18 protein-coding genes and 2 pseudogenes are annotated in these 17273 nt (G+C 74.3%); 5 read left to right on the forward strand and 15 right to left on the reverse strand.

Annotated elements, in window-relative coordinates; genetic code table 11:
• Window positions 1-95: 95 nt before the first annotated feature.
• Both AB0P06_RS20850 and AB0P06_RS20855 read right to left on the reverse strand, forming a co-directional pair.
• Complete coding sequence (locus AB0P06_RS20850) at window positions 96-1283, reverse strand: enoyl-[acyl-carrier-protein] reductase FabV (protein ID WP_363609500.1); 1188 nt, start codon at window positions 1281-1283, stop codon at window positions 96-98.
• Window positions 1284-1285: 2 nt separating this feature from the next.
• On the reverse strand, window positions 1286-1492 hold the full coding sequence (locus AB0P06_RS20855) for a hypothetical protein (RefSeq protein WP_363609352.1): 207 nt from the start codon (window positions 1490-1492) through the stop codon (window positions 1286-1288).
• 395 nt (window positions 1493-1887) lie between these two features.
• Here AB0P06_RS20855 and AB0P06_RS20860 point away from each other — a divergent pair, with 395 nt between their 5' ends.
• From AB0P06_RS20860 to AB0P06_RS20870, 3 genes are all read left to right on the forward strand, one after another.
• On the forward strand, window positions 1888-2892 hold the full coding sequence (locus tag AB0P06_RS20860) for a DUF6528 family protein (protein ID WP_363609354.1): 1005 nt from the start codon (window positions 1888-1890) through the stop codon (window positions 2890-2892).
• Between the two features lie 461 nt (window positions 2893-3353).
• Window positions 3354-3677 (forward strand): hypothetical protein, encoded by a 324-nt coding sequence (locus AB0P06_RS20865; RefSeq protein ID WP_363609355.1) that lies wholly within the window; start codon window positions 3354-3356, stop codon window positions 3675-3677.
• A complete protein-coding gene (locus AB0P06_RS20870; RefSeq protein WP_363609357.1) occupies window positions 3674-4216 on the forward strand; it encodes a thioesterase family protein in 543 nt (180 codons plus the stop codon). Before AB0P06_RS20865 ends, AB0P06_RS20870 begins: the two co-directional genes overlap by 4 nt.
• Window positions 4217-4348: 132 nt before the next feature.
• Here the strand turns inward: AB0P06_RS20870 and AB0P06_RS20875 are convergent, their stop codons facing one another.
• The 11 genes and pseudogenes from AB0P06_RS20875 to AB0P06_RS20925 all read right to left on the reverse strand — a co-directional run bounded on the left by AB0P06_RS20875 (window position 4349) and on the right by AB0P06_RS20925 (window position 12337).
• Window positions 4349-4858, reverse strand: coding sequence for a hypothetical protein (locus AB0P06_RS20875; protein ID WP_363609359.1), 510 nt, complete (start codon window positions 4856-4858; stop codon window positions 4349-4351).
• A 134-nt stretch (window positions 4859-4992) separates the two neighbouring features.
• Window positions 4993-5379 (reverse strand): type I phosphomannose isomerase catalytic subunit, encoded by a 387-nt coding sequence (locus tag AB0P06_RS20880; RefSeq protein ID WP_363609361.1) that lies wholly within the window; start codon window positions 5377-5379, stop codon window positions 4993-4995.
• Between the two features lie 163 nt (window positions 5380-5542).
• Window positions 5543-6496 carry an ROK family protein gene (locus AB0P06_RS20885; RefSeq protein WP_363609363.1) on the reverse strand — a complete coding sequence of 318 codons (954 nt, stop codon included), beginning with the start codon at window positions 6494-6496 and terminating at the stop codon, window positions 5543-5545.
• A 101-nt stretch (window positions 6497-6597) separates the two neighbouring features.
• Window positions 6598-6867: pseudogene (locus AB0P06_RS20890) on the reverse strand (glycosyl hydrolase-related protein); the annotation flags it as partial.
• The gene (locus AB0P06_RS20895; RefSeq protein ID WP_363609365.1) at window positions 6810-6974 is read right to left on the reverse strand and encodes a hypothetical protein; all 165 of its coding nucleotides are present in this window, start codon (window positions 6972-6974) and stop codon (window positions 6810-6812) included. The gene AB0P06_RS20895 and the pseudogene AB0P06_RS20890, both read right to left, overlap by 58 nt.
• A gap of 54 nt (window positions 6975-7028) precedes the next feature.
• Window positions 7029-7169: pseudogene (locus tag AB0P06_RS20900) on the reverse strand (glycosyl hydrolase); the annotation flags it as partial.
• A gap of 36 nt (window positions 7170-7205) precedes the next feature.
• Window positions 7206-8081: an ABC transporter permease gene (locus AB0P06_RS20905; RefSeq protein ID WP_363609367.1), complete on the reverse strand. Its 876-nt coding sequence runs from the start codon at window positions 8079-8081 to the stop codon at window positions 7206-7208.
• Window positions 8041-8883 (reverse strand): ATP-binding cassette domain-containing protein, encoded by an 843-nt coding sequence (locus AB0P06_RS20910; RefSeq protein ID WP_363609369.1) that lies wholly within the window; start codon window positions 8881-8883, stop codon window positions 8041-8043. Before AB0P06_RS20910 ends, AB0P06_RS20905 begins: the two co-directional genes overlap by 41 nt.
• A gap of 17 nt (window positions 8884-8900) precedes the next feature.
• Window positions 8901-9335, reverse strand: a complete 435-nt coding sequence (locus AB0P06_RS20915; protein ID WP_363609371.1) for a MarR family transcriptional regulator — start codon at window positions 9333-9335, stop codon at window positions 8901-8903.
• Window positions 9336-9502: 167 nt separating this feature from the next.
• Window positions 9503-10813 carry a cytochrome P450 gene (locus tag AB0P06_RS20920; protein WP_363609373.1) on the reverse strand — a complete coding sequence of 437 codons (1311 nt, stop codon included), beginning with the start codon at window positions 10811-10813 and terminating at the stop codon, window positions 9503-9505.
• A 201-nt stretch (window positions 10814-11014) separates the two neighbouring features.
• A complete protein-coding gene (locus AB0P06_RS20925) occupies window positions 11015-12337 on the reverse strand; it encodes an MFS transporter (protein WP_363609375.1) in 1323 nt (440 codons plus the stop codon).
• Window positions 12338-12534: 197 nt separating this feature from the next.
• Here AB0P06_RS20925 and AB0P06_RS20930 point away from each other — a divergent pair, with 197 nt between their 5' ends.
• Window positions 12535-13521: a sugar-binding domain-containing protein gene (locus AB0P06_RS20930; RefSeq protein WP_363609377.1), complete on the forward strand. Its 987-nt coding sequence runs from the start codon at window positions 12535-12537 to the stop codon at window positions 13519-13521.
• A gap of 79 nt (window positions 13522-13600) precedes the next feature.
• A complete protein-coding gene (locus AB0P06_RS20935; protein WP_363609378.1) occupies window positions 13601-14236 on the forward strand; it encodes a class II aldolase/adducin family protein in 636 nt (211 codons plus the stop codon).
• 197 nt (window positions 14237-14433) lie between these two features.
• Here AB0P06_RS20935 and AB0P06_RS20940 read toward each other — a convergent pair whose 3' ends face one another.
• Both AB0P06_RS20940 and AB0P06_RS20945 read right to left on the reverse strand, forming a co-directional pair.
• A complete protein-coding gene (locus AB0P06_RS20940) occupies window positions 14434-15444 on the reverse strand; it encodes an NAD(P)-dependent oxidoreductase (protein ID WP_363609380.1) in 1011 nt (336 codons plus the stop codon).
• On the reverse strand, window positions 15441-17012 hold the full coding sequence (locus AB0P06_RS20945; protein ID WP_363609382.1) for an FGGY-family carbohydrate kinase: 1572 nt from the start codon (window positions 17010-17012) through the stop codon (window positions 15441-15443). Before AB0P06_RS20945 ends, AB0P06_RS20940 begins: the two co-directional genes overlap by 4 nt.
• Between the last annotated feature and the right edge of the window lie 261 nt (window positions 17013-17273).

Raw genomic sequence — 17273 nt, forward strand, 5'->3', positions numbered from 1 at the left:
CTGGGACGAGAGCCGCCTCGCCGCCGCGACCGGCGAGCTCCTCGCGCTCGGCCTGCTCCAGCCGACGGCCGGCGGTCGGGGCGCGGGCCAGGAGGTCAGGCGGAGGGCCACGTCACGGTGGTCTCCACCGGCCGGCCGTAGTCGACGCCGGGCACGTCCCACCCGTACAGGGCCCGGACCTGCTCCAGGAACCACCGGGTCCCCGAGGTATCGGCCTCCAGTGCCGCCTCGGGGTCGGCCCACAGCGCCCGCACCCGCTGCTGGACGGCCTCGTCCATCTCCCAGCCGTCCAGCCGGATGCGCCCCTGCCCGTCCAGGACGAGCGGTTCGGCGCCGGTCAGTTGCTCCCACAGTTCGACGGCCTGCCGGTCGGTGCTGCGGAAGTCCTCGCCCAGCACGCCGCGCAGGAGCGAGGTGTAGAGGGCGATGGAGGGGATGGCGGTCGACGCCTGTGTGACGGCGGCACCGGCCACCACGGTGAACGCCCGGCCGGTGCCGCCGGCGAGCACCGTGTCGTTGAGCGTGGCCGCGGTCTGCTCCAGATGCTCCTTGGCCGCGCCGATGGTGCCCTGCCGGTACACGGGAGCGGTCAGTTCGGAACCGACGTAGGACAGGGCCACGGTGGTGAAGCCGTCCGCGAGCAGGCCGCGCCCGGCCAGGGCCTCGACCCACAGCGCCCAGTCCTCACCGCCCATCACCTTCGTGGTGGCCTCGCGCTCGTCCTCGGTGGCCGGCGGCAGCCTCACCGAGCCGACTTTCGCGATGTCGTCGGTGAACTCCAGCGACGGGGCCTCGTAGGCCTCGCCGAGCGGCTTGATGACGGAGTGGTGGACGGAACCGGTCCGCGGGTCGGTGCGGCGCGGTGCGGCCAGGCTGTAGACCAGGTGGTCGACGGGGCCGTACTGCGCGGCGACCAGGTCCAGCACCGAGGCCTTCGCGTCGGCGCCGAAGGCGTCGGCGTTGACGAAGGTGAAGTCGTTGCCGTTCTCCGCCGCGAGGGCGGCCGCGGCGGCGGTGCGGTACCAGCCGGCCGACGCGGTACGCCGCTCGGTCTCCGGGGCCTCGTAGGCGACGCCGACACCGCGGATGCCGTGCCGGCGCAGCCCGGCCAGCAGGACGGCGAGCCCGTAGCCGGCGCTGGCTCCCAGCAGCAGCACGGTGGGTGCGCTGCCGTCCTCGCGGGGCGTGATCGCCTGCCACATCCGGTCGACGACCGCCGCGCAGCCCTCGGGGTGGGAGTTGACGATCAGGTATCCGCGCCCCTTGGGGGCGACCTCTCGCATGCTCACAGGGGTGTCCGTTCCGGTTGGGGGTCGAGCCGCGCGAGGAGCGAGCGGATGTCCGTGTCGGTGGTCAGGCGGCCGAGGGCCGGGCTGTCGATCCCGAGGTCCTGCTCCAGGCGCCCGTCTCCGGGGATCGTATCCAGGTCGGTACCGGCGGCTTGTGCCAGCGCGCGACGGAGGATGTGCTCCGCGTTTGTCGGAAGCGGCATTGCTGTCAGGTCCTTCCTTCGGCTATCCGGCGGCGGTGAAGCGGCGCATCAGGTCGGTGACGAGGGCGACCGGCAGCGGCGTCGCGGAAATTCCGGACGGTTGCCCGCGGGCGGAACGAGTGCCGCGTATTCGTCTCCGGTATCTCCCCGGTCGTATTCCGGCGCATTCCCGGAAAATTCCGGTGGGCAGCCGGATCCTGACGGGCAACCGGAAGTACGGCGGCCTCGCCACCGCCACCTGCGACGCGGGTCGCGCTCCATCCGGTCCAGAAGGCACCCGGCACCGCGTAGCCGGGCCCGTCCGGGCGCGCCCGCTGGCACACCCGGACGCCGCGCCGCAGGCTGGGCCGGGTACCCGGGACAGCCGGGCAGCCGGACGGCGGAGGGTGGTCGTGGTGACGGTGGTGCGAGGGCTGCGTGTCGCGCTGGTGGGCCTGTTGACGCTGGCGCTCGGCGGGCCGGCGCCGGCGGCGGCCTCGCCGCCCGGGTGGGCGGTCGTGGTGGTGGACCAGGCGTCCCGGCGGGTCCTGGTGCTGCAGAGCGCCGAGGAGCTGATGGCCTACCAGAGGCCGGACCGCCTCCCGGTGGTGTGGTCGTGGAGCGCCGACCGGGACGCGCGGCTCGCGGACCTGGTCCCCGCCCGCAGCTGGTCGAATCCGTCCGAGGCGAAGAGCCGGGTCCGTCAGGGGCGCCGCTTCCTGCTGACCACGGCCTCCGGCGGCCTGGCGGCCGTCGTCGACACCGCGACCGGCGAGCCGTACTGGGCCACCGATACCGGTGGAGCCGCCAATCCGCACAGCGTGGAGCTGCTGCCGGACGGCAATGTCGCCGTCGCGGCCAGCACCGGCGGGTGGGTCCGCCTCTACCCCGCCTCGCAGGGCCCGCGCAGCGGTACCTGGGCGACGTACCCGCTCGGGGGAGCCCACGGCGTCCACTGGGACGCGGCCACCCGGCTGCTCTGGGCGGTGGGTGACGACGTGCTGACCGCTCTGCGGGTGGGCGGCACGTCGGCGGCACCGGTGCTCACCGCCGTCCGGACCACGCCGCTGCCCGAGCCCGGCGGACACGACCTCGCGCCCGTCCTCGCCGCGCCCGTCCGCGCGACGCCCGCACCCTCCGCGCCCGGCGGCCGCTTCTGGGTGAGCACGGCCGCGCACCTGTGGCGGTACGACCCGGCGACGGACCGGTTCGACCAGGTCCGCCTCGGCGACGAGGAGGCCGGGCGCGACCTCAAGAGCGTCGGCGACGAACCCGGCACCGGCCGACTCCTCACCGCGGCCCCCGACCACGCGGGCCCCTGCGACTGGTGCACCTCGGTGCTCACCCTGCACCGCCCGGACGGCACCCGCACGCTGCGCGGCACGCACCTCTACAAGGCGCGCTGGTGGACCGGCCGGTGACCGGCGGCTGTCGCGTGCGGGGCGCCGTCGGCCGGCGAACAGCCGTTCCACCGGGCTCTCCCCGGCCGGTGAGGACGACGGCCACCGGGTCTATATCGTCGGCCGTTATCACGACCGCTTCGTGCGTGCCGGGGACGGACACTGGCTGTTTGCCGCCCGAGAGGTCCTGACGATCGGTGAGGAGGCGGAAGTCCGGCCCGCAGAGAAGGAGTGAAGTCGCAGGTCAGAGGCGTTGCGCGGGGTGGCGGGACAGGCCGGGCCGGGCCGGTCGGCATTCGGGCGGCGGCGCGGATATTTATACCCCCGCACATACTCCGATAGAGGTCAGTTTCCCGTCGAGTTCCCCAAACGTGCGGAGCGCCGCCCGCGCTGGGATAGCGTCCTTTCCGCCGAGGGGCTTCGAACCACTCCGGCGGATTCGAACACATCCAACAATGCTGTAGTTGTTTTGGGAGAAGACTGTGCGCAATTGCCTTTCCGAGTTCCGGCCGGACACCGTCGACGATCTGCAGCTCGCTGTGGAATCGCTCGCGGCGTTCCCCGCCCGGGGCGGTGCCCGGGGGGCCGATGTCCGCGAACGCCTGGCAGCGGTCGCCGAACTCTGCCGTGCCGTTGACGGAGTGCTCGACAGCCTGGTCGTCGAAGCGGCCGCCGAGGCGGCCGAGGAGGGCTGGACGGTGGCCCGGATGGCGTCCGAACACGCTGTCTACTACGCCCGGTTGCGGCGGGCGCTGCTCCCCGTCGCGGTCGGCGGCCAGGGCGATGCCGGGCTGAGGCAGCGGTGAGCGCGCTGACCCGCACCGCGCATGTCCTGGCCTGCCCCACTCGGTGGAGCGACGTCGACGAGAACGGCCACATCAACAATGCCCGCCTGGTCGGCTATGTCCAGGAGGGGATTTACGACCTGTTCTGCCACCACCCCGTCGCCGCCCGGGAGAACCTTTTCCCGTCCGGATTCCTGATCGCCCGGCACGAGATCGACTACCTCGAACAGCTGTACCACCGGCCGGAGCCGCTGCTGGTCCGGCTGACGGTGGAGCGGCTGGGCCGCAGTTCCGCGCAGGTCGTGGTGGACGTCTGCCGCGATCCGCTGACCTACATGAGGGCGCGCACCGTGGTGGTGGCCCGGGACCGTGAGTCCGGTCGCTCCCGTGCGCTCAGCCCGTCCGAGCGGCGGTTCCTCTCGGCGTTCATGCCGGAAGGGCGGCCGGTCGAGCTGCGGCCCGCGGCTTCGCCGCAGCGGGTCCCGGTGCCCGCGGCGCGGACCGGGCCGCCCACCCAGGTTCCCCGCGCGCGCAGACGCTGCAACGCCCCGGCGCTCTAGGGTCGTTGGCCCCACCTGGGCCGGCCGGTCCGGCGTCGCGCGACCGGGGCGCCGGCGGTGGTCAGCCGACGGCGGGCCCGTCGCCGCTCCGGCCGCCGGTGGTGGCGCGGAACAGCTCCGCGCCCGGCCCGGTCAGGTGGACGGGCCCGGCGCCGGGGCGCGGATAGGCCGACCGGCCCCGCCGCAGCCGGGGGAGCCGGAACTCCTCGGCCGGTGAGGGGAATCGCTCCTCGATCCCCGCACCGGCCGGAGCCGCCGTGAGGACCTTCGGCTCGTCGGTGCGAAGGCCGGCACGGCCACCAGCCCGTCCAGGTCGACGTGCTTGGCGGTGAGGCCGCAGTGCGGCACATTGTCCGGGTTGGCCGTCAACTCGACGCCCACGCCGTGCAGATAGGCGTGCGGCACGCCGGCGTCGAGGAAGAGGGCCTGGCCGGCGCGGAACCGGACGTGATTGAGCAGCAGCGCGGCGACCAGGCCGGGGTCGCCGGGGCAGTCCTGGGCGGCCCGGGCGTACGCGGCGCAGGCCCCGGCGAACGGGCCGCCGCCGTCGGCCACCCGCCGCACCGCCCCGGTGACGGCGGCGAGGTCGGCCGGGCCGGGGCGGACGTCGTCCAGGACGTGCCGCAGCAGGGCGGGCAGCACCTCCCCGGCGGGCCGGTGGCGCAGCGCGGTGGCCCAGGGGGCGAGCAGCGGGACGGCCGGCTCGTCCAGCAGCCGGGCGGTGGACCCGGCCGGGCGGAATCCGCAGAGCGCCTCGAAGTCGCCCAGGTCGCAGATCAGTTCGGGCTTGTGCCCGTGTCCTTGAAGGTGCGGTGCGGGGCGTTCAGCGGAATGCCGCGGGCCTCCTCGGCGGCGAACCCGGTCCGGGCCTGCGCACGGGTGGGGTGGACCTGGAGGGAGAGCGCCCGCTCGGCCGCCAGGGCCTTGAAGAGGAACGGCAGTTCCAGGCCGAAGCGCTCCAGCGTCGCGGGCCCGAGTTCGGCCTCCGGGTCCTCGGCGATCAGCCGGTCCAGTGGGCGCGGGCCGTTGCCCTCGTCCAGGCAGGACGGCGCCGACGGGTGGGCGCCCATCCACGGTTCGGCCTGCGGGGCGCCGGTGGGCGCGGTGCCGGTGAGTTCGGGGATCGCGGTGACGGAGCCCCAGGCGTAGGGCTTGTCTGACACTTCGCGTCGCATCAGCGCGCGGCGGGAACTGTCAGACAAGCTCTAATCGCGGACCGGATTGGCGAGGTAGGCGAACGGGGGTCGGGTGGGTGCGGGAACGCCGTTCCCTCGTGACGATTCGTCAGATCGTGTTCAGGAGTTGTGCGGTGAATCGAGGTCGGGGTCAGGAAAGGCCGGCCGCGATCCCGGCGGCGCCGATCAGGCCGGCGTCCGTGCCGAGTTCGGCGCGGCGGACGTCGAGGCCGCGGATGTACGGCAGCGCCGCGTACCGGTCGAGATGGCGGGCGAGCGGGGCGAACAGCGCCTCTCCGGCCGCCGCGACGCCGCCGCCGACGACCACCCGGTCGAGGTCCACCAGGGCGGCGGTGGCGGTGATCCCGGCGGCCAGTGCCTGCGCCGCCCGGTCGAAGGAGGCCAGGGCGCCCGGGTCGCCGGCCAGGGCGTCCGCCGCGACGGCGCGCGCCGAGCGGTCGTCCCCCGAGGGGCGCCAGCCCCGGTCGAGGGCGTGCCGGGCGATCGCCGTTCCGCTGGCGATGCCCTCCAGGCAGCCGCGCGAGCCGCACGGGCAGGGGTCGCCGTCGAGGTCGACGCTGATGTGGCCGAGGTGGCCGGCGTTGCCGCTGGGGCCGGGCCGGACGGCGCCGTCCAGGACGAGCCCGGCGCCGACGCCGGTGGAGACCACCAGGCAGAGCGCGTTGTCGGCGCCGCGCGCCGCGCCCCGCCAGTGCTCGGCCGCCGCCATGGCGACACCGTCCCCGGCCAGCGCCACCGGCACCCCGAGTGCCGCCACGGCCGGGTGGGCGGCGGCCTCGGCGGTGAGCGGAAAGGCCCGCCAGCCGGGGATGTTGACCGGGCTGACGGTGCCGTGCACGAGGTCCACCGGGCCCGCGCTGCCGATGCCGACCGCGCTCACCCGCGCCCAGTCGCCGTCCCCGGCGAGGTGGTCCAGGACCCGGTGCACCACGGCGAGCACCTGCCCGGCGGACTCCCGGGCCGGGGTGGGCAGTTGGATCCGTCGGCGGAGCTCCCCGCGGTCGTCGACGAGTGCTCCGGCGATCTTCGTGCCGCCGATGTCGAGGGCGGCGAACAGTGCGGGGCGGGGCGGGTTGACGGTCATCGCGGGGTACTCCAGGAGGGGGTGGGACGGGGGCGGCGCCCCTGCCGCGCGGGCAGGGGCGCCGTACGACGGAACCGGGAACGCCGGACGGCGCGACGGCGTCAGGCGGCCGTGCCGCCGAGGGTGAGGCGCAGCGTGACCAGCTCGAAGGGACGCAGGCCCAGCTCGATGCCGCCGTCCGTCATGGTGACCTCGCCGCGGGTGCCGTCCCACGGCCGCTCCAGCAGGTCGCAGGGCACCGCCCCGGCCGGCGGGAACGAGGTGGTCAGCCGGCCCCGGGCGCGGCCGCCGTTCGCCTCGTGGACCCGGACGATCAGGTCGCCGCTGCGGTCGTCGGCCGGCTTGACGGCGCTGACCACCAGCGCGTCGTCCAGACGCCGACCTCCAGCGGGACGGACTCGGGGTGCACCGCCGGGCGGATGCGCCCCTCCAGGACGCGCTTGAGGCGGGACTCGACCAGGGTGCGGTCATCGTGCATGGCAGCGGGCTCCGTTGCGTTACTGAGGGTGGTGGGTCACGGGGGAGTCGGACGTCAGCGTACGTCGTCGGGGCGGACGACCTCGGTGATCCCGCGGGCGGCCAGGTGCCCCTGGCCCGCCGCGCGTTCGGCGAGGACGGTGGCCGGCCGGGCGCCCGCCTCGGTGAGGCGCATGAACGCCTCGAAGACCGGGCCGGCACTCCTCCCGGGTACTCAGCGGGTCCCGGGTGCTCAGCGGGCGAGGCGTCCGAGCAGCGCGGAGGCGGTGGCGATGCCGACGAGTGCCGCGAACGTGAGCACGCCGAAGTCCAGCCCGAGGTGCGAGGGCGTCCCGACCAGCAGGCCGCGCAGCGCGTCCACCTCGTAGCTGAGCGGGTTGACCCGGCTGACGGCCCGCAGCCAGCCGGGCATGACGGCGACGGGGTAGAGGGCGTTGGAGGCGAAGAACAGCGGCATGGTGATGGCCTGCCCGATGCCCATCAGACGGTCCCGGGTGAGCACGATCCCGGCCACCGAGACCGAGAGGCAGGCGAAGAACGCGGACCCGAGCACCACGGCGAGCGCCACCCCGGCCAGCCGCAGCGGGTTCCAGGTCATCGAGACGCCGAGCAGGGCCGCGATCACCACCACGACCACCGCCTGCACCAGCGCCTTCACCCCGGCGGCGAAGGCCTTGCCGGTGACCAGGGCGGCCCGGGGCGTGGGGGTGACCAGCAGTTTGGTGAGCACCCCGGCGTCCCGCTCCCAGATGATCATGATGCCGTAGAAGATCGCGATGAACATCGCGGACTGCGCGATGATCCCGGGCGCGAGGAAGTCGAGATAGGGGATGCCGCCGGTGGGCACGGCCCGGATCCGGGTGAAGGTCTCACCGAAGATCAGCAGCCAGAGGGCGGGCTGGACGGCCCGGGTGTACAGCTCGGTGCGGTCGTGGCGGAGCTTCTGCAGCTCCACCGCGCAGAGCGCCAGCATCCGGGCCGGCACCACCCGCCAGGCCGGCCGGGCCTGCGGCGGGGTGAGCAGCAGATGCAGCCGTCCGGTGGCCGCGTCGGTGGCCTCGGCCGGGTCAGCCGACCCGGGACGCGGTGGTGCGGGTGCGTCGGACATCGCGGAACTCGCCTCCCTCTCCGGCGGCGTCGCCCAGACCGCTGCCGGCGTAGTGACGGAACACGTCCTCCAGGGACGGCAGACGCCCGCCCGCCCGGGCCAGCCCGGCGCGCAGCTCGTCCGGGGTGCCGACGGCCCGGACCCGGCCGCGGTGCATCAGGCCGATCCGGTCGCAGTGCTCGTCGGCCTCCTCCATGTAGTGGGTGGTGACCAGGACGGTCATCCCGGCGGCGGTCCGTACCTGGTGGATGCGGTCCCAGACGCTGTCCCTGGCGATCGGGTCGAGGCCGATCGTGGGCTCGTCCAGGATGAGCAGCCGGGGCGCGCTGACCAGCGCCTGGGCCAGCTCCAGCCGGCGGACCATGCCGCCCGAGTAGGTGCCCGCCAGCCGGTCGGCCGCCTCCGTCAGGTCGACCGCGGCGAGTGCCTCGGCGACCCGGGCGGCCCGCTCGCGGCGCCGGACGTCGTAGACCCGGGCGAACAGTTCGACGTTCTCCCGGCCGGTGATCGCCGCATCGGCGGACAACTGCTGGGGTACGTAGCCGAGCTGGCGGCGGACGGCCATCGGTTCGCGGGCGCAGTCGTGCCCGAGGACACGGATCATGCCCGGCCGGACCGGCAGCAGGGTGGTGATGGCGCGGATCGCGGTGGTCTTCCCGGCGCCGTTCGGGCCGAGGAGGCCGAACACCTCGCCGGGTCCGACCTCCAGATCGAACCGGTCCAGCGCGCGGGTGGCGCCGAAGGCGTACTCCACCCCGATGCAGGAGACAGCGGCCTCGGCGGTACCCGGACCGGTGGTCATGGTGGGTCTCCTTCCGTTCACAGCCCGTTCGTCCGCAGCCCGTTCGTTCGCAGCCCGTCCGTTCGCAGGCCGTCCGTTCGCAGCCCGTCCGCGAGCCTGCGCAGCGCGGGCAGTGCCGCGTGCAGGGCCTCCCGGTCGGCCTCGGGGAGCAGCGCCACCCGCTCCTCCAGCAGCGCCCGGCGGCGGGCGTCCCAGGCGCCCAGCCGGGCGGTGGCCTCGGCGGTGACGGCGAGGTGGACCGCCCGGCCGTCCTCCGGGTCGGCCTCCCGGGTCAGCAGCCCGGCCCGGACCAGCTGGTTGACCAGGGTGGAGACCGAATTGCCCGCGAGGCAGAGCTCCCTGGCCGCCACGGACACCCTGATCCCGGGGCTGCCGGCGACCAGTCGCAGCAGCTCCACCTGTGCGCCGCGCAGCCTCGGCGTGGTCAGTCCGTGCCGCAGTCGCCGTCGCATCAGCCGTTGGACACCGGCCAGCAGATCACCGAGCTCACCGGTGAAGCCCTGCCCGTCGGCGACTCGGGAGAGTCCGGGTGGTCCGGGTGGTCCGGGTGGTCCGCTTGGTCCGGTTGATCCGGGCGGTTCCGGGTACGTCACACCCTCATTTTAGCTCTCAATGAGAGCTACCTCACAGCCCCCAGCGTGGCCGGGGTGGGCCCGTCGGGGCGGACGGTGATGCTGTAGGCCGCGCCCGTGGGCGTGTGCCGGAAGCGCGGGGTGTGCCGGGGCAGCAGGAGTTCGAGCAGCGCGGTGGTCTCGCGGAGGGCGAACTGGGCGCCCAGGCAGGCGCGGGCCCCGAGGCCGAACGGCAGATAGGCGCCCGGCCGGGCGGGGCGCCGGCCGGGGGTGGTGAAACGGCCGGGGTCGAAGTGCTCCGGGTCCGGCCAGAGACCGGGGTCGCGGTGGGTCAGGTACGGACAGACCAGGACGTCGGTGCCGGCCGCGATGCGGTGGCCCGCCAGGGTGTCGTCCTCGACGGCGTGCCGGGGGAGCAGCCAGGCCGACGGGTACAGCCTGAGCGTCTCGCTGACCAGGGCCTGGACGGCCTCCCGGCGCTCGGGCGAGCCCTCGGCGCCCGCCTCCAGCGCCCGGGCGCGGGCCTCGGGGTGCCGGTCGAGGAGGAGGAAGAGCCAGGTCAGCGTGGTGGCGGTGGTCTCGTGCCCGGCGACCAGCAGGGTGACCAGCTCGTCCCGGATCAGCCGGTCGGTGTACTCGGGGTGCTCGGCACCGACGTCGAGCAGGACGCGCAGCACGCCGGGGCCGTCGGGCCCGGCCGGCGCGCGGCGGGCGGTGTCGATGGCCTGCTGGGCGACGGCGTCGATCCTGGCGAGGTCGGCGGCGACGGCGTCCCGGGCGTCGGCGCCGTCGGCGGGCAGGGTCGGCAGCGCGGCCACCACCGTGGCCACGGAGGCGAGTTCACGCTCGGCGTGGTCGTCCAGGGGGTGGCCGGTGAGCGCGCGCCAGATGGTGTCCAGGGCGAAGCGCCGCATCTCCTCGCCCACGTCGAGAGGCCTGCCGGTGCGCGCGTACCCGGACCAGCGGTCGGCGGTGCGGCGGGCGGCGCCGGCGATCCGCTGCTCGTAGCGGCGCATCCCGGGCCCGGTGAACTGCGACTGCAGCAGCCGTCGTTGACGTTTCCAGGCGTCGCCGGTGGCGGAGAGGACGCCGTCGCCGACCAGCATCCGGGCGCGGTGGGAGCGTTTGACGTACCGGTCCGGGTGGCGGCCGAGCACGTGCTGGACCGCGTGCGGGTCGGTGACCAGGACGGTGGGCGCCGGTCCGAGCCGGAACGCCGAGACGCCGCCGAGCCGTTGCCGGGTCCGGGCCAGCAGCTCGACCAGTTCGGCCTCCTCCGCGCGCCACTGCTCGACGGCCTCGGCCGCCAGCTCGGGGACGGGCGGTGCGGCCGGGATGCGCTGCGGTTCCGTGTCCACGGGCTTCTCCTCCTCCGGCCGGCGGCCGGTCCGCCTGGCGGTCCGCCGGACCGGGCCGACCGCCGGAGTTCCGGAGAACCCCGCCTGACGGACCGTCGGTTCGGCGGACCGACTCTATGCCGGCCGGCCCCCGGCCGTGGCCCTGCGGCCCGGGGACCGGCCCGGCGGTGCCCGGCGGGTCCGGCCGCAGCGGTCTCGCGGCTACCTGTCGGCGGCCGCCGACAGCGGTGCGGGTGCGGCTTCCGGGGCGGGGTGGTTACCGGCTCCGGCCTTCGGTTCCTTGAGGAAGAAGGTGAGGACGAGGCCGACCAGGTAGATGCAGGCGAGCACCCAGACGGTGCCGCCGGCGCCGATCGGGCCGACCAGGGCCGCGACGGCCGAGCCGGCGAACTGGCTGAGCCCGGCGCCGAGGTTGAGGATGGCGACCGCGCTCGCGACGTGGCGGGGGGCGAGCATCGGCATGATCGCGGACAGCGGCACGAACGCCCCGAGGGCCAGCCCGTAGACGATCGCGATGCTGATGGTGACACCGAAGTTGGGGCCGGTCGCCTGCGGGACGTAGTAGAGCGCGAGCACTGTCACGAAGCAGCCGAGTCCGCCGCCCCAGGCGATGGTGTTGATGCCGCCGATCCAGTCCGCGACGTAGCCGGAGAGGAGGTTGGCCGCGACGTTGGCCAGCAGCATGGTGCCCCAGATGGTCTGCCACTGGGCCGTGGAGAAGCCGACGTCGCGGGTCATGTGGGTGGTCAGGAACACCACGAAGGCGTAGAAGGACAGGGTGTTGATCAGCCGGACGACACCGCCGATGCCCACCCGGGGGTGCGTCCTGACGATGGTCAGCGCGCTGAGCATCCTGGTCAGCGACTCCTTCGTCGAGGCCGCCGCCGGTGCGGCGGCGCGGGCGCGGACGAGGAAGACGACCATGGCGCCGCCGGCGCCGACGAAGGCCAGCGAGAGCCAGAGGGTGGCCATCTCGCCGATGGCGGGGATGACCGCGCCGGCGAAGTAGGAGCTGATGACGCCGAGGCCGGTGGTGGAGGCGAACCAGTACCAGCTGACGGCGCGGCTGAGCTTGTCCTCCGGCGTTTCCAGGGCGATCCACACCAGGAAGCCGTAGGCGAAGAACGGGTAGCCGAGTCCGCGGATGCCGAAGGTGAGGAGCATGAGCGGGTAGTTTCCGGCGGCCACGCCGACACTCAGGAAGAGCACTTCGAAGACGGCCCAGATGCCGAGGCCCAGCAGCATGACCTTGCGGGGCCCCCATGCCTCGGCGAGGGCGCCGGAGAGCCAGGCGGCGACGGCGACGACGAGGCCGTACACCGTCCACAGCAGGGCGACCTCGCTGCCGGAGAGCCCCCGGGACTCCAGGTAGGGGGAGAGGAAGCCGGACTCGATGCCGTCGCCGACCATGAACAGCATGACGGCGAGGTAGCCGAAGGCGAGCGGGCGGACGATCCCCTGTCTTTCGAGGAGTCCGGGGCGGGCCGCGGCGGTGTCGGCCGCGGTGTGAGAGGTGGGGGTCATGTGTCCTCCGGGGCACGTGACGAGCGCGTGAACATTTGATCAAAACTCGAACCAAAGTGCATGTAATATGAGCTCCACCCCTCCCGCTGTCAAGGCATCGGCGGGCTCTCTTTCGCTGGTCGGCGTGGTGCCCGCCCCCTGTTCGCCGCCCTCTTGACCGTCGGCCGGACTGAGGGCAGGATCTGAACGGAGGATCAATGGAGCGAACAAATGATCACAGGCAGCCACCGCTCGGCAAGATCGCGCGGTTGTACTACGAGCACGGCCTGACCCATCAGGAGATCGCCGATCTCTGCGGACTCTCCCGCATCAAGGTCACCCGGCTCCTGGCGGAGGCCCGCCGGGTGGGCATCGTCGAGATCACGGTGCACAGCGACGACCACCTGTTCGTGGGGCTGGAGTCGGCCCTGGGGCGCGCCTATCCGCTGCGCCAGGCGTGGGTGGGGCCGACCTTCGAGGACGAGGCCCGCGCCGCCCACTCCCTGGGGGCGGTGGCCGCCGAGTGCGTCAGCGCCCTCCTGGAGGACCGGGCGACCGTCGCCGTCGGACTGTCGGCGTCCGTCGCCACCATCCCCAGGCACCTGCGGCCGGGAGCGGCCCGGGACGTGAACTTCGTCCCGCTCACCGGGAGCGGCGGCGGAATCTCCCGCGCGGCCAGCTCCCACGAGCTGGCCCTCGCCTTCGCCGCCGGCGCCGGCGGGCACGCCTACCACCTGCCCGCCCCCCTGCTGGCGCGCACTCCGCAGGCGGCCCAGGTGTGGCGGGAGGACCCGGCCGTCCAGGAGACGCTGGAGCGGGCCGTCTCGGCCGATGTGCTGGTCGCGGGGATCGGCGGGAGGACCGGCCTGCTCGTGGAGAACCTGAGCGCGTCGGACCTGGCCGCCACGCGCGGCCGGGGCGCGGTGGGGGACATCTCGGGCCGGTTCTTCGACGCGAACGGCGCCGCCGTCCCGTGCGAGGTGGACGACCGGCTCATCGGTCTCAGCCTGGCGCAGCTGCGGGCGGTGCCGGTGCGGATCGGTGTGGCGCGCGGCGCCGCCAAGCTGCAGGCCCTCCGGGTCGCGCTGAGCCAGGGGCTGATCAACGTGCTGGTGACGGACAGCAGTACGGCCGAGGGCCTGCTGGCGGCCGCCGGGGCCGACGCCCCGGCCGGTGCGCCCGCCTCCGCCGAAGCGTCTTCGTGAGCACCCTCGCGAGCACCTTTGCGAGCACTTTCGTGCGGCCCCGAGCGGTCGTACGAGCGGTCATAGGAAAGGACATGATGTGAAGCCAGTTCATACCCGTGAGGACCTGTGCGAGCGGCTGGCCGAGGTCGGCCGGCTCGTCGTGGAGCGCGGGCTGGTCCTCGCCAGCGGGGGCAACCTGTCGGCGCGCCTGCCCGGCGGCGACGAGTTCGTGGTCACCGGGGCGGGGACGTGGCTGGACCGGCTGGAGGAGGCCGACTTCTCCGTCATGACCCTGGCCGGGGAGCGGACGGCGGGTGCGGCCCGGCCCTCCAGCGAGTGGAAGCTGCACCAGCGCACCTACCAGGTGCGGCCGGACGTGAACTGCGTGGTGCACCTGCACCCCCAGCACGCGGTCCTGCTGGACGCGCTCGGGGAGCCGATCCGGCTGATCAGCCTCGACCACGCCTACTACGTCCGCTCCGTCGGCACCGTGCCGTACTACCCGAACGGGTCGGACGAGCTGGCCGACGTCGCGGCCGAGCAGGCGCGGCAGCACGACTGCATGGTCCTCTCGCACCACGGCTGCTCGTCGCTCGGCGAGGACATCGGGATGGCCTTCCGGCGTGCGATGAACCTGGAGGAGGCCGCCACCGCGACGTACCGGGCACTGACCCTGGGCAACACCACCGCCGGTTTCCCGGCCGAGGAGCTGGCCGCCCTGCACCACGCGTGACCGGCTGACCTCGACGCCCCGTGGGCGGGCACCCCCTGACGCAGGAGGTGCCCGCCCACGGGGCGTTCCGCCGCCGGACCGACGCGGGCCCACCGCCGGGGCACCGACGGCACGGCGAGCCCGGTGAAGGGCACGGTGAAGGGCACGGCGAAGGCCGCCGACCGGTGGACGGTCGGCGGCCTTCGCCGGAGGGCCGGTCAGGAGGAGGCGAGTTCCCGCGCGTTCGCCACGGCGGCGGGCTGCCCGCCCGTGGCCCAGGCGCGCAGGGCCTGCTCGGCGATCCGGGAGTGCTCGGTGACGACGTCGTCGGACGCGCCGCCGATGTGCGGGGTGAGCGTGACGTTGTCGAGCCGGAAGAGCTCGCAGTCGGCGTCCGGCGGCTCGTTCCAGAACACGTCGAGGCCCGCCCCGGCGATCCGCTTCTCCCGCAGGGCCGTCATCAGCGCGGCCTCGTCCACGACGGCCGCGCGGCCGGCGTTGACGAAATAGGCGTCGGGGCGCATCAGGGCGATCTGCTCGCTGCCGATCAGGCCCACCGTCGAGGCGTTGAGGGGCACGTGCACGGTGACGACGTCGGAGCGGCTCATGAGGTCGTCGAGGGCGACCACCTCCGCGTCGTCCCCGAAGGCGCCCTGCGCCAGGAAGGGGTCGTGGACCAGGACCTTCATGCCGAAGGCCAGCGCCCGGCGCATCACCCGGCGCCCGATCGCGCCGCCGCCGAGGATGCCCAGGGTCCGCCCGCCCAGGCCGATGCCGCGGAAGCGGACGTAGGGCTCGAACAGGTCGTCGGCCTTCCAGTTGCCCTCCCGCATCCAGCGCTCGGCCTCGCCGGTGTGCCGGACGGTGGACAGGATCAGCGTGAAGGCGAGATCGGCGGTGATCTCGGCGTTGCGGGCCGGGGTCGCGGCGACCGGTATGCCGCGCCGGGTGCAGGCGGGCAGGTCGACGTTGACGGGGTTGGCCCGGCAGGAGACGACGAACTTCAACGCGGGTGCCGCCGCCAGGGCGGCCTCGTCGAGCTTGTCCACCTCGCAGACCACGGCGTCCGCCGCCGCGAGCCGCTCGGCGAGCTCCGGCCTGGCGAGGGAGTCACCCGCCATGGACGGCTCCACGGTCTCGACGTCGAACAGGTCGGTCAGCCGTTCGGCGGCCGCCGGATCGAAGGGCGCGGTGATGAGCAGCCGCATACGGGGCGACGCGTTGGTCACGAGGTCTCCATTCCGTCGGCGCGGACCGCCGACGCTGAGGGGGCAGGGGTGGCTGAGGACGTGGGCGTGGGGGAGCGCAGCTCCCGCAGCGCGGGCCAGACCGGGCGCAGGGCGTCCCGGGCGGCGGCGAACGTGCGTGCCTGGCGGTCGTACAGGTCCCGCAGCGTGGGCTCGGGCCGGAACGTGGCGGCCGGGCAGGCCAGGGCGGCGAGTGCCGCGTCGAGGTCGTCGGCGAGGCCGCCGGCCACCATGGCCAGCGCGGCCACTCCGCGTGCTCCCAGCTCGGGCTCGGTGGAACGCTCCACCGGCTGTCCGGTGACGTCGGCGAGCACCTGGCAGAACAGGTCCGACGAGGCCGACCCGCCCGCGATCCGCAGCGCCCGTCCCCGGACGGGCTCCCCGAGGCACTCGCGCAGCGTGAAGGCGATCCCCTCGTAGACGGCGCGCAGCAGCTGCCCCGGCGTGGTCCGTACGCTCATGCCCAGCCAGGAGGCGGACGCCGCCCTGTCGACGAACGGGGCGCGCTCACCGCTGGGCGAACCGTAGGGGAGGTAGAGGACACCGCCCGCGCCGGGGCCGGCCGCCCGTGCGAGACGCTCCACCTCCGCCCAGTCGCTGGTCTCCAGCCCGGTCACCGTACGGACCCAGTCGAGGTTCGGCGCGCCCGTCATGGGGGCGAGGCATTCGATGACCTGGCGGCCGAAGCCGGTCGCCAGCGTGATCCGGCCCTCGGCGCGGCAGCCGCCGCTGTCCTGGTGGATCGTCCCGGCGAAGGCCGTGGTCCCCACGATGAGGTAGGCGTCCCGGGGCCGGACGGCCCCCAGGCCGACGCCCGCGGCGGCGCTGTCGACCAGGCCGGCCGCCACGGGGACGCCGACCGGAAGGCCGGTGGCGTCGGCGGCCTCGGCGCTGACCGTGCCCGCCGCGGCCTGCGGCGGTCGGACGGGCGCGAGCAGCCTCCGGAAGCGCTGGTGGCCGAGCCCGTCGATCAGCTCGTCGGAGTACGCGCCGGTGGCCACGTCCAGATAGGTGCGCGACGCCTCGGAGGCGTCGGTGGCCACCTCACCCGTCAGCCGGAAGCGGATCCAGTCCTTGCAGTTCAGCTGGTGTGCGGCCCGTTCGACCTGCTCGGGGCGCTCCTCCGCCAGCTGTTCGAGCAGGACCGGCAGGGCGCCGGGGAACAGGGCGGAGCCGGTGCTCCGGCGCACCAGCGCGGCGCGGCCGTCCCGTTCCCACCGGGCGACCCGGCCGGCGGCCCTGCCGTCCATCCAGATCACGGCCGGCCCGCACGGGTGGCCGGCCGCGTCCACCAGCCACGCGCCGTCGCCCTGCCCGGTCACCCCCACCGCGACGATCTCCACACCCTCGCCGGCCTGCCGGACGGACTCCCGCACGGTGGTACGGACGGCGGACCACACCTCGTCCATGTCCTGCTCCACCCGGTCGCCGTGGCGCGCGACCCGCAGGGGCACGCGTGACCAGCCGAGTTGTTCGCCGCTTCGCGCCAGGACGACAGCCTTGACCGCGGTGGTGCCGGCGTCGATGCCGACCACTGCCTGCCGAGTCACTGATGGACCTCCCACAGCCGAGCCCACCATCACTGAACAATAGTTCAAGAGATGATCTAAAGTACGGTGAACTTAGGCGTCCGGGCCGCGGTAGTCAACCGGCCCCGCCCGCCCGCCGCTCGCCGGGCCACGTGCGCCGTTCCCGGACGCACCAGGGCCTGTCCGACGGTTCGCGTGCGCGTGGCGGGAATTGTCGGACAAGCCCTAGAGTGGCCGGAGGGCCACGCAGACCGGTGGTCCGGCCGCACCGGCTGGGGTGAC

Source organism: Kitasatospora sp. NPDC088351 (genome assembly GCF_040685575.1).
GTDB lineage: Bacteria > Actinomycetota > Actinomycetes > Streptomycetales > Streptomycetaceae > Kitasatospora.

Bases quoted from the DNA above. Each gene is read 5' to 3' on its own strand.
- AB0P06_RS20895 (WP_363609365.1), bottom strand. From the start codon at position 6,974: ATGCACGATGACCGCACCCTGGTCGAGTCCCGCCTCAAGCGCGTCCTG.
- AB0P06_RS20910 (WP_363609369.1), bottom strand. From the start codon at position 8,883: ATGACCACCGGTCCGGGTACCGCCGAGGCCGCTGTCTCCTGCATCGGG.
- AB0P06_RS20850 (WP_363609500.1), bottom strand. From the start codon at position 1,283: ATGCGAGAGGTCGCCCCCAAGGGGCGCGGATACCTGATCGTCAACTCC.
- AB0P06_RS20915 (WP_363609371.1), bottom strand. From the start codon at position 9,335: ATGCGACGGCGACTGCGGCACGGACTGACCACGCCGAGGCTGCGCGGC.
- AB0P06_RS20930 (WP_363609377.1), top strand. From the start codon at position 12,535: ATGGAGCGAACAAATGATCACAGGCAGCCACCGCTCGGCAAGATCGCG.
- AB0P06_RS20885 (WP_363609363.1), bottom strand. From the start codon at position 6,496: ATGACCGTCAACCCGCCCCGCCCCGCACTGTTCGCCGCCCTCGACATC.
- AB0P06_RS20905 (WP_363609367.1), bottom strand. From the start codon at position 8,081: ATGTCCGACGCACCCGCACCACCGCGTCCCGGGTCGGCTGACCCGGCC.
- AB0P06_RS20925 (WP_363609375.1), bottom strand. From the start codon at position 12,337: ATGACCCCCACCTCTCACACCGCGGCCGACACCGCCGCGGCCCGCCCC.
- AB0P06_RS20855 (WP_363609352.1), bottom strand. From the start codon at position 1,492: ATGCCGCTTCCGACAAACGCGGAGCACATCCTCCGTCGCGCGCTGGCA.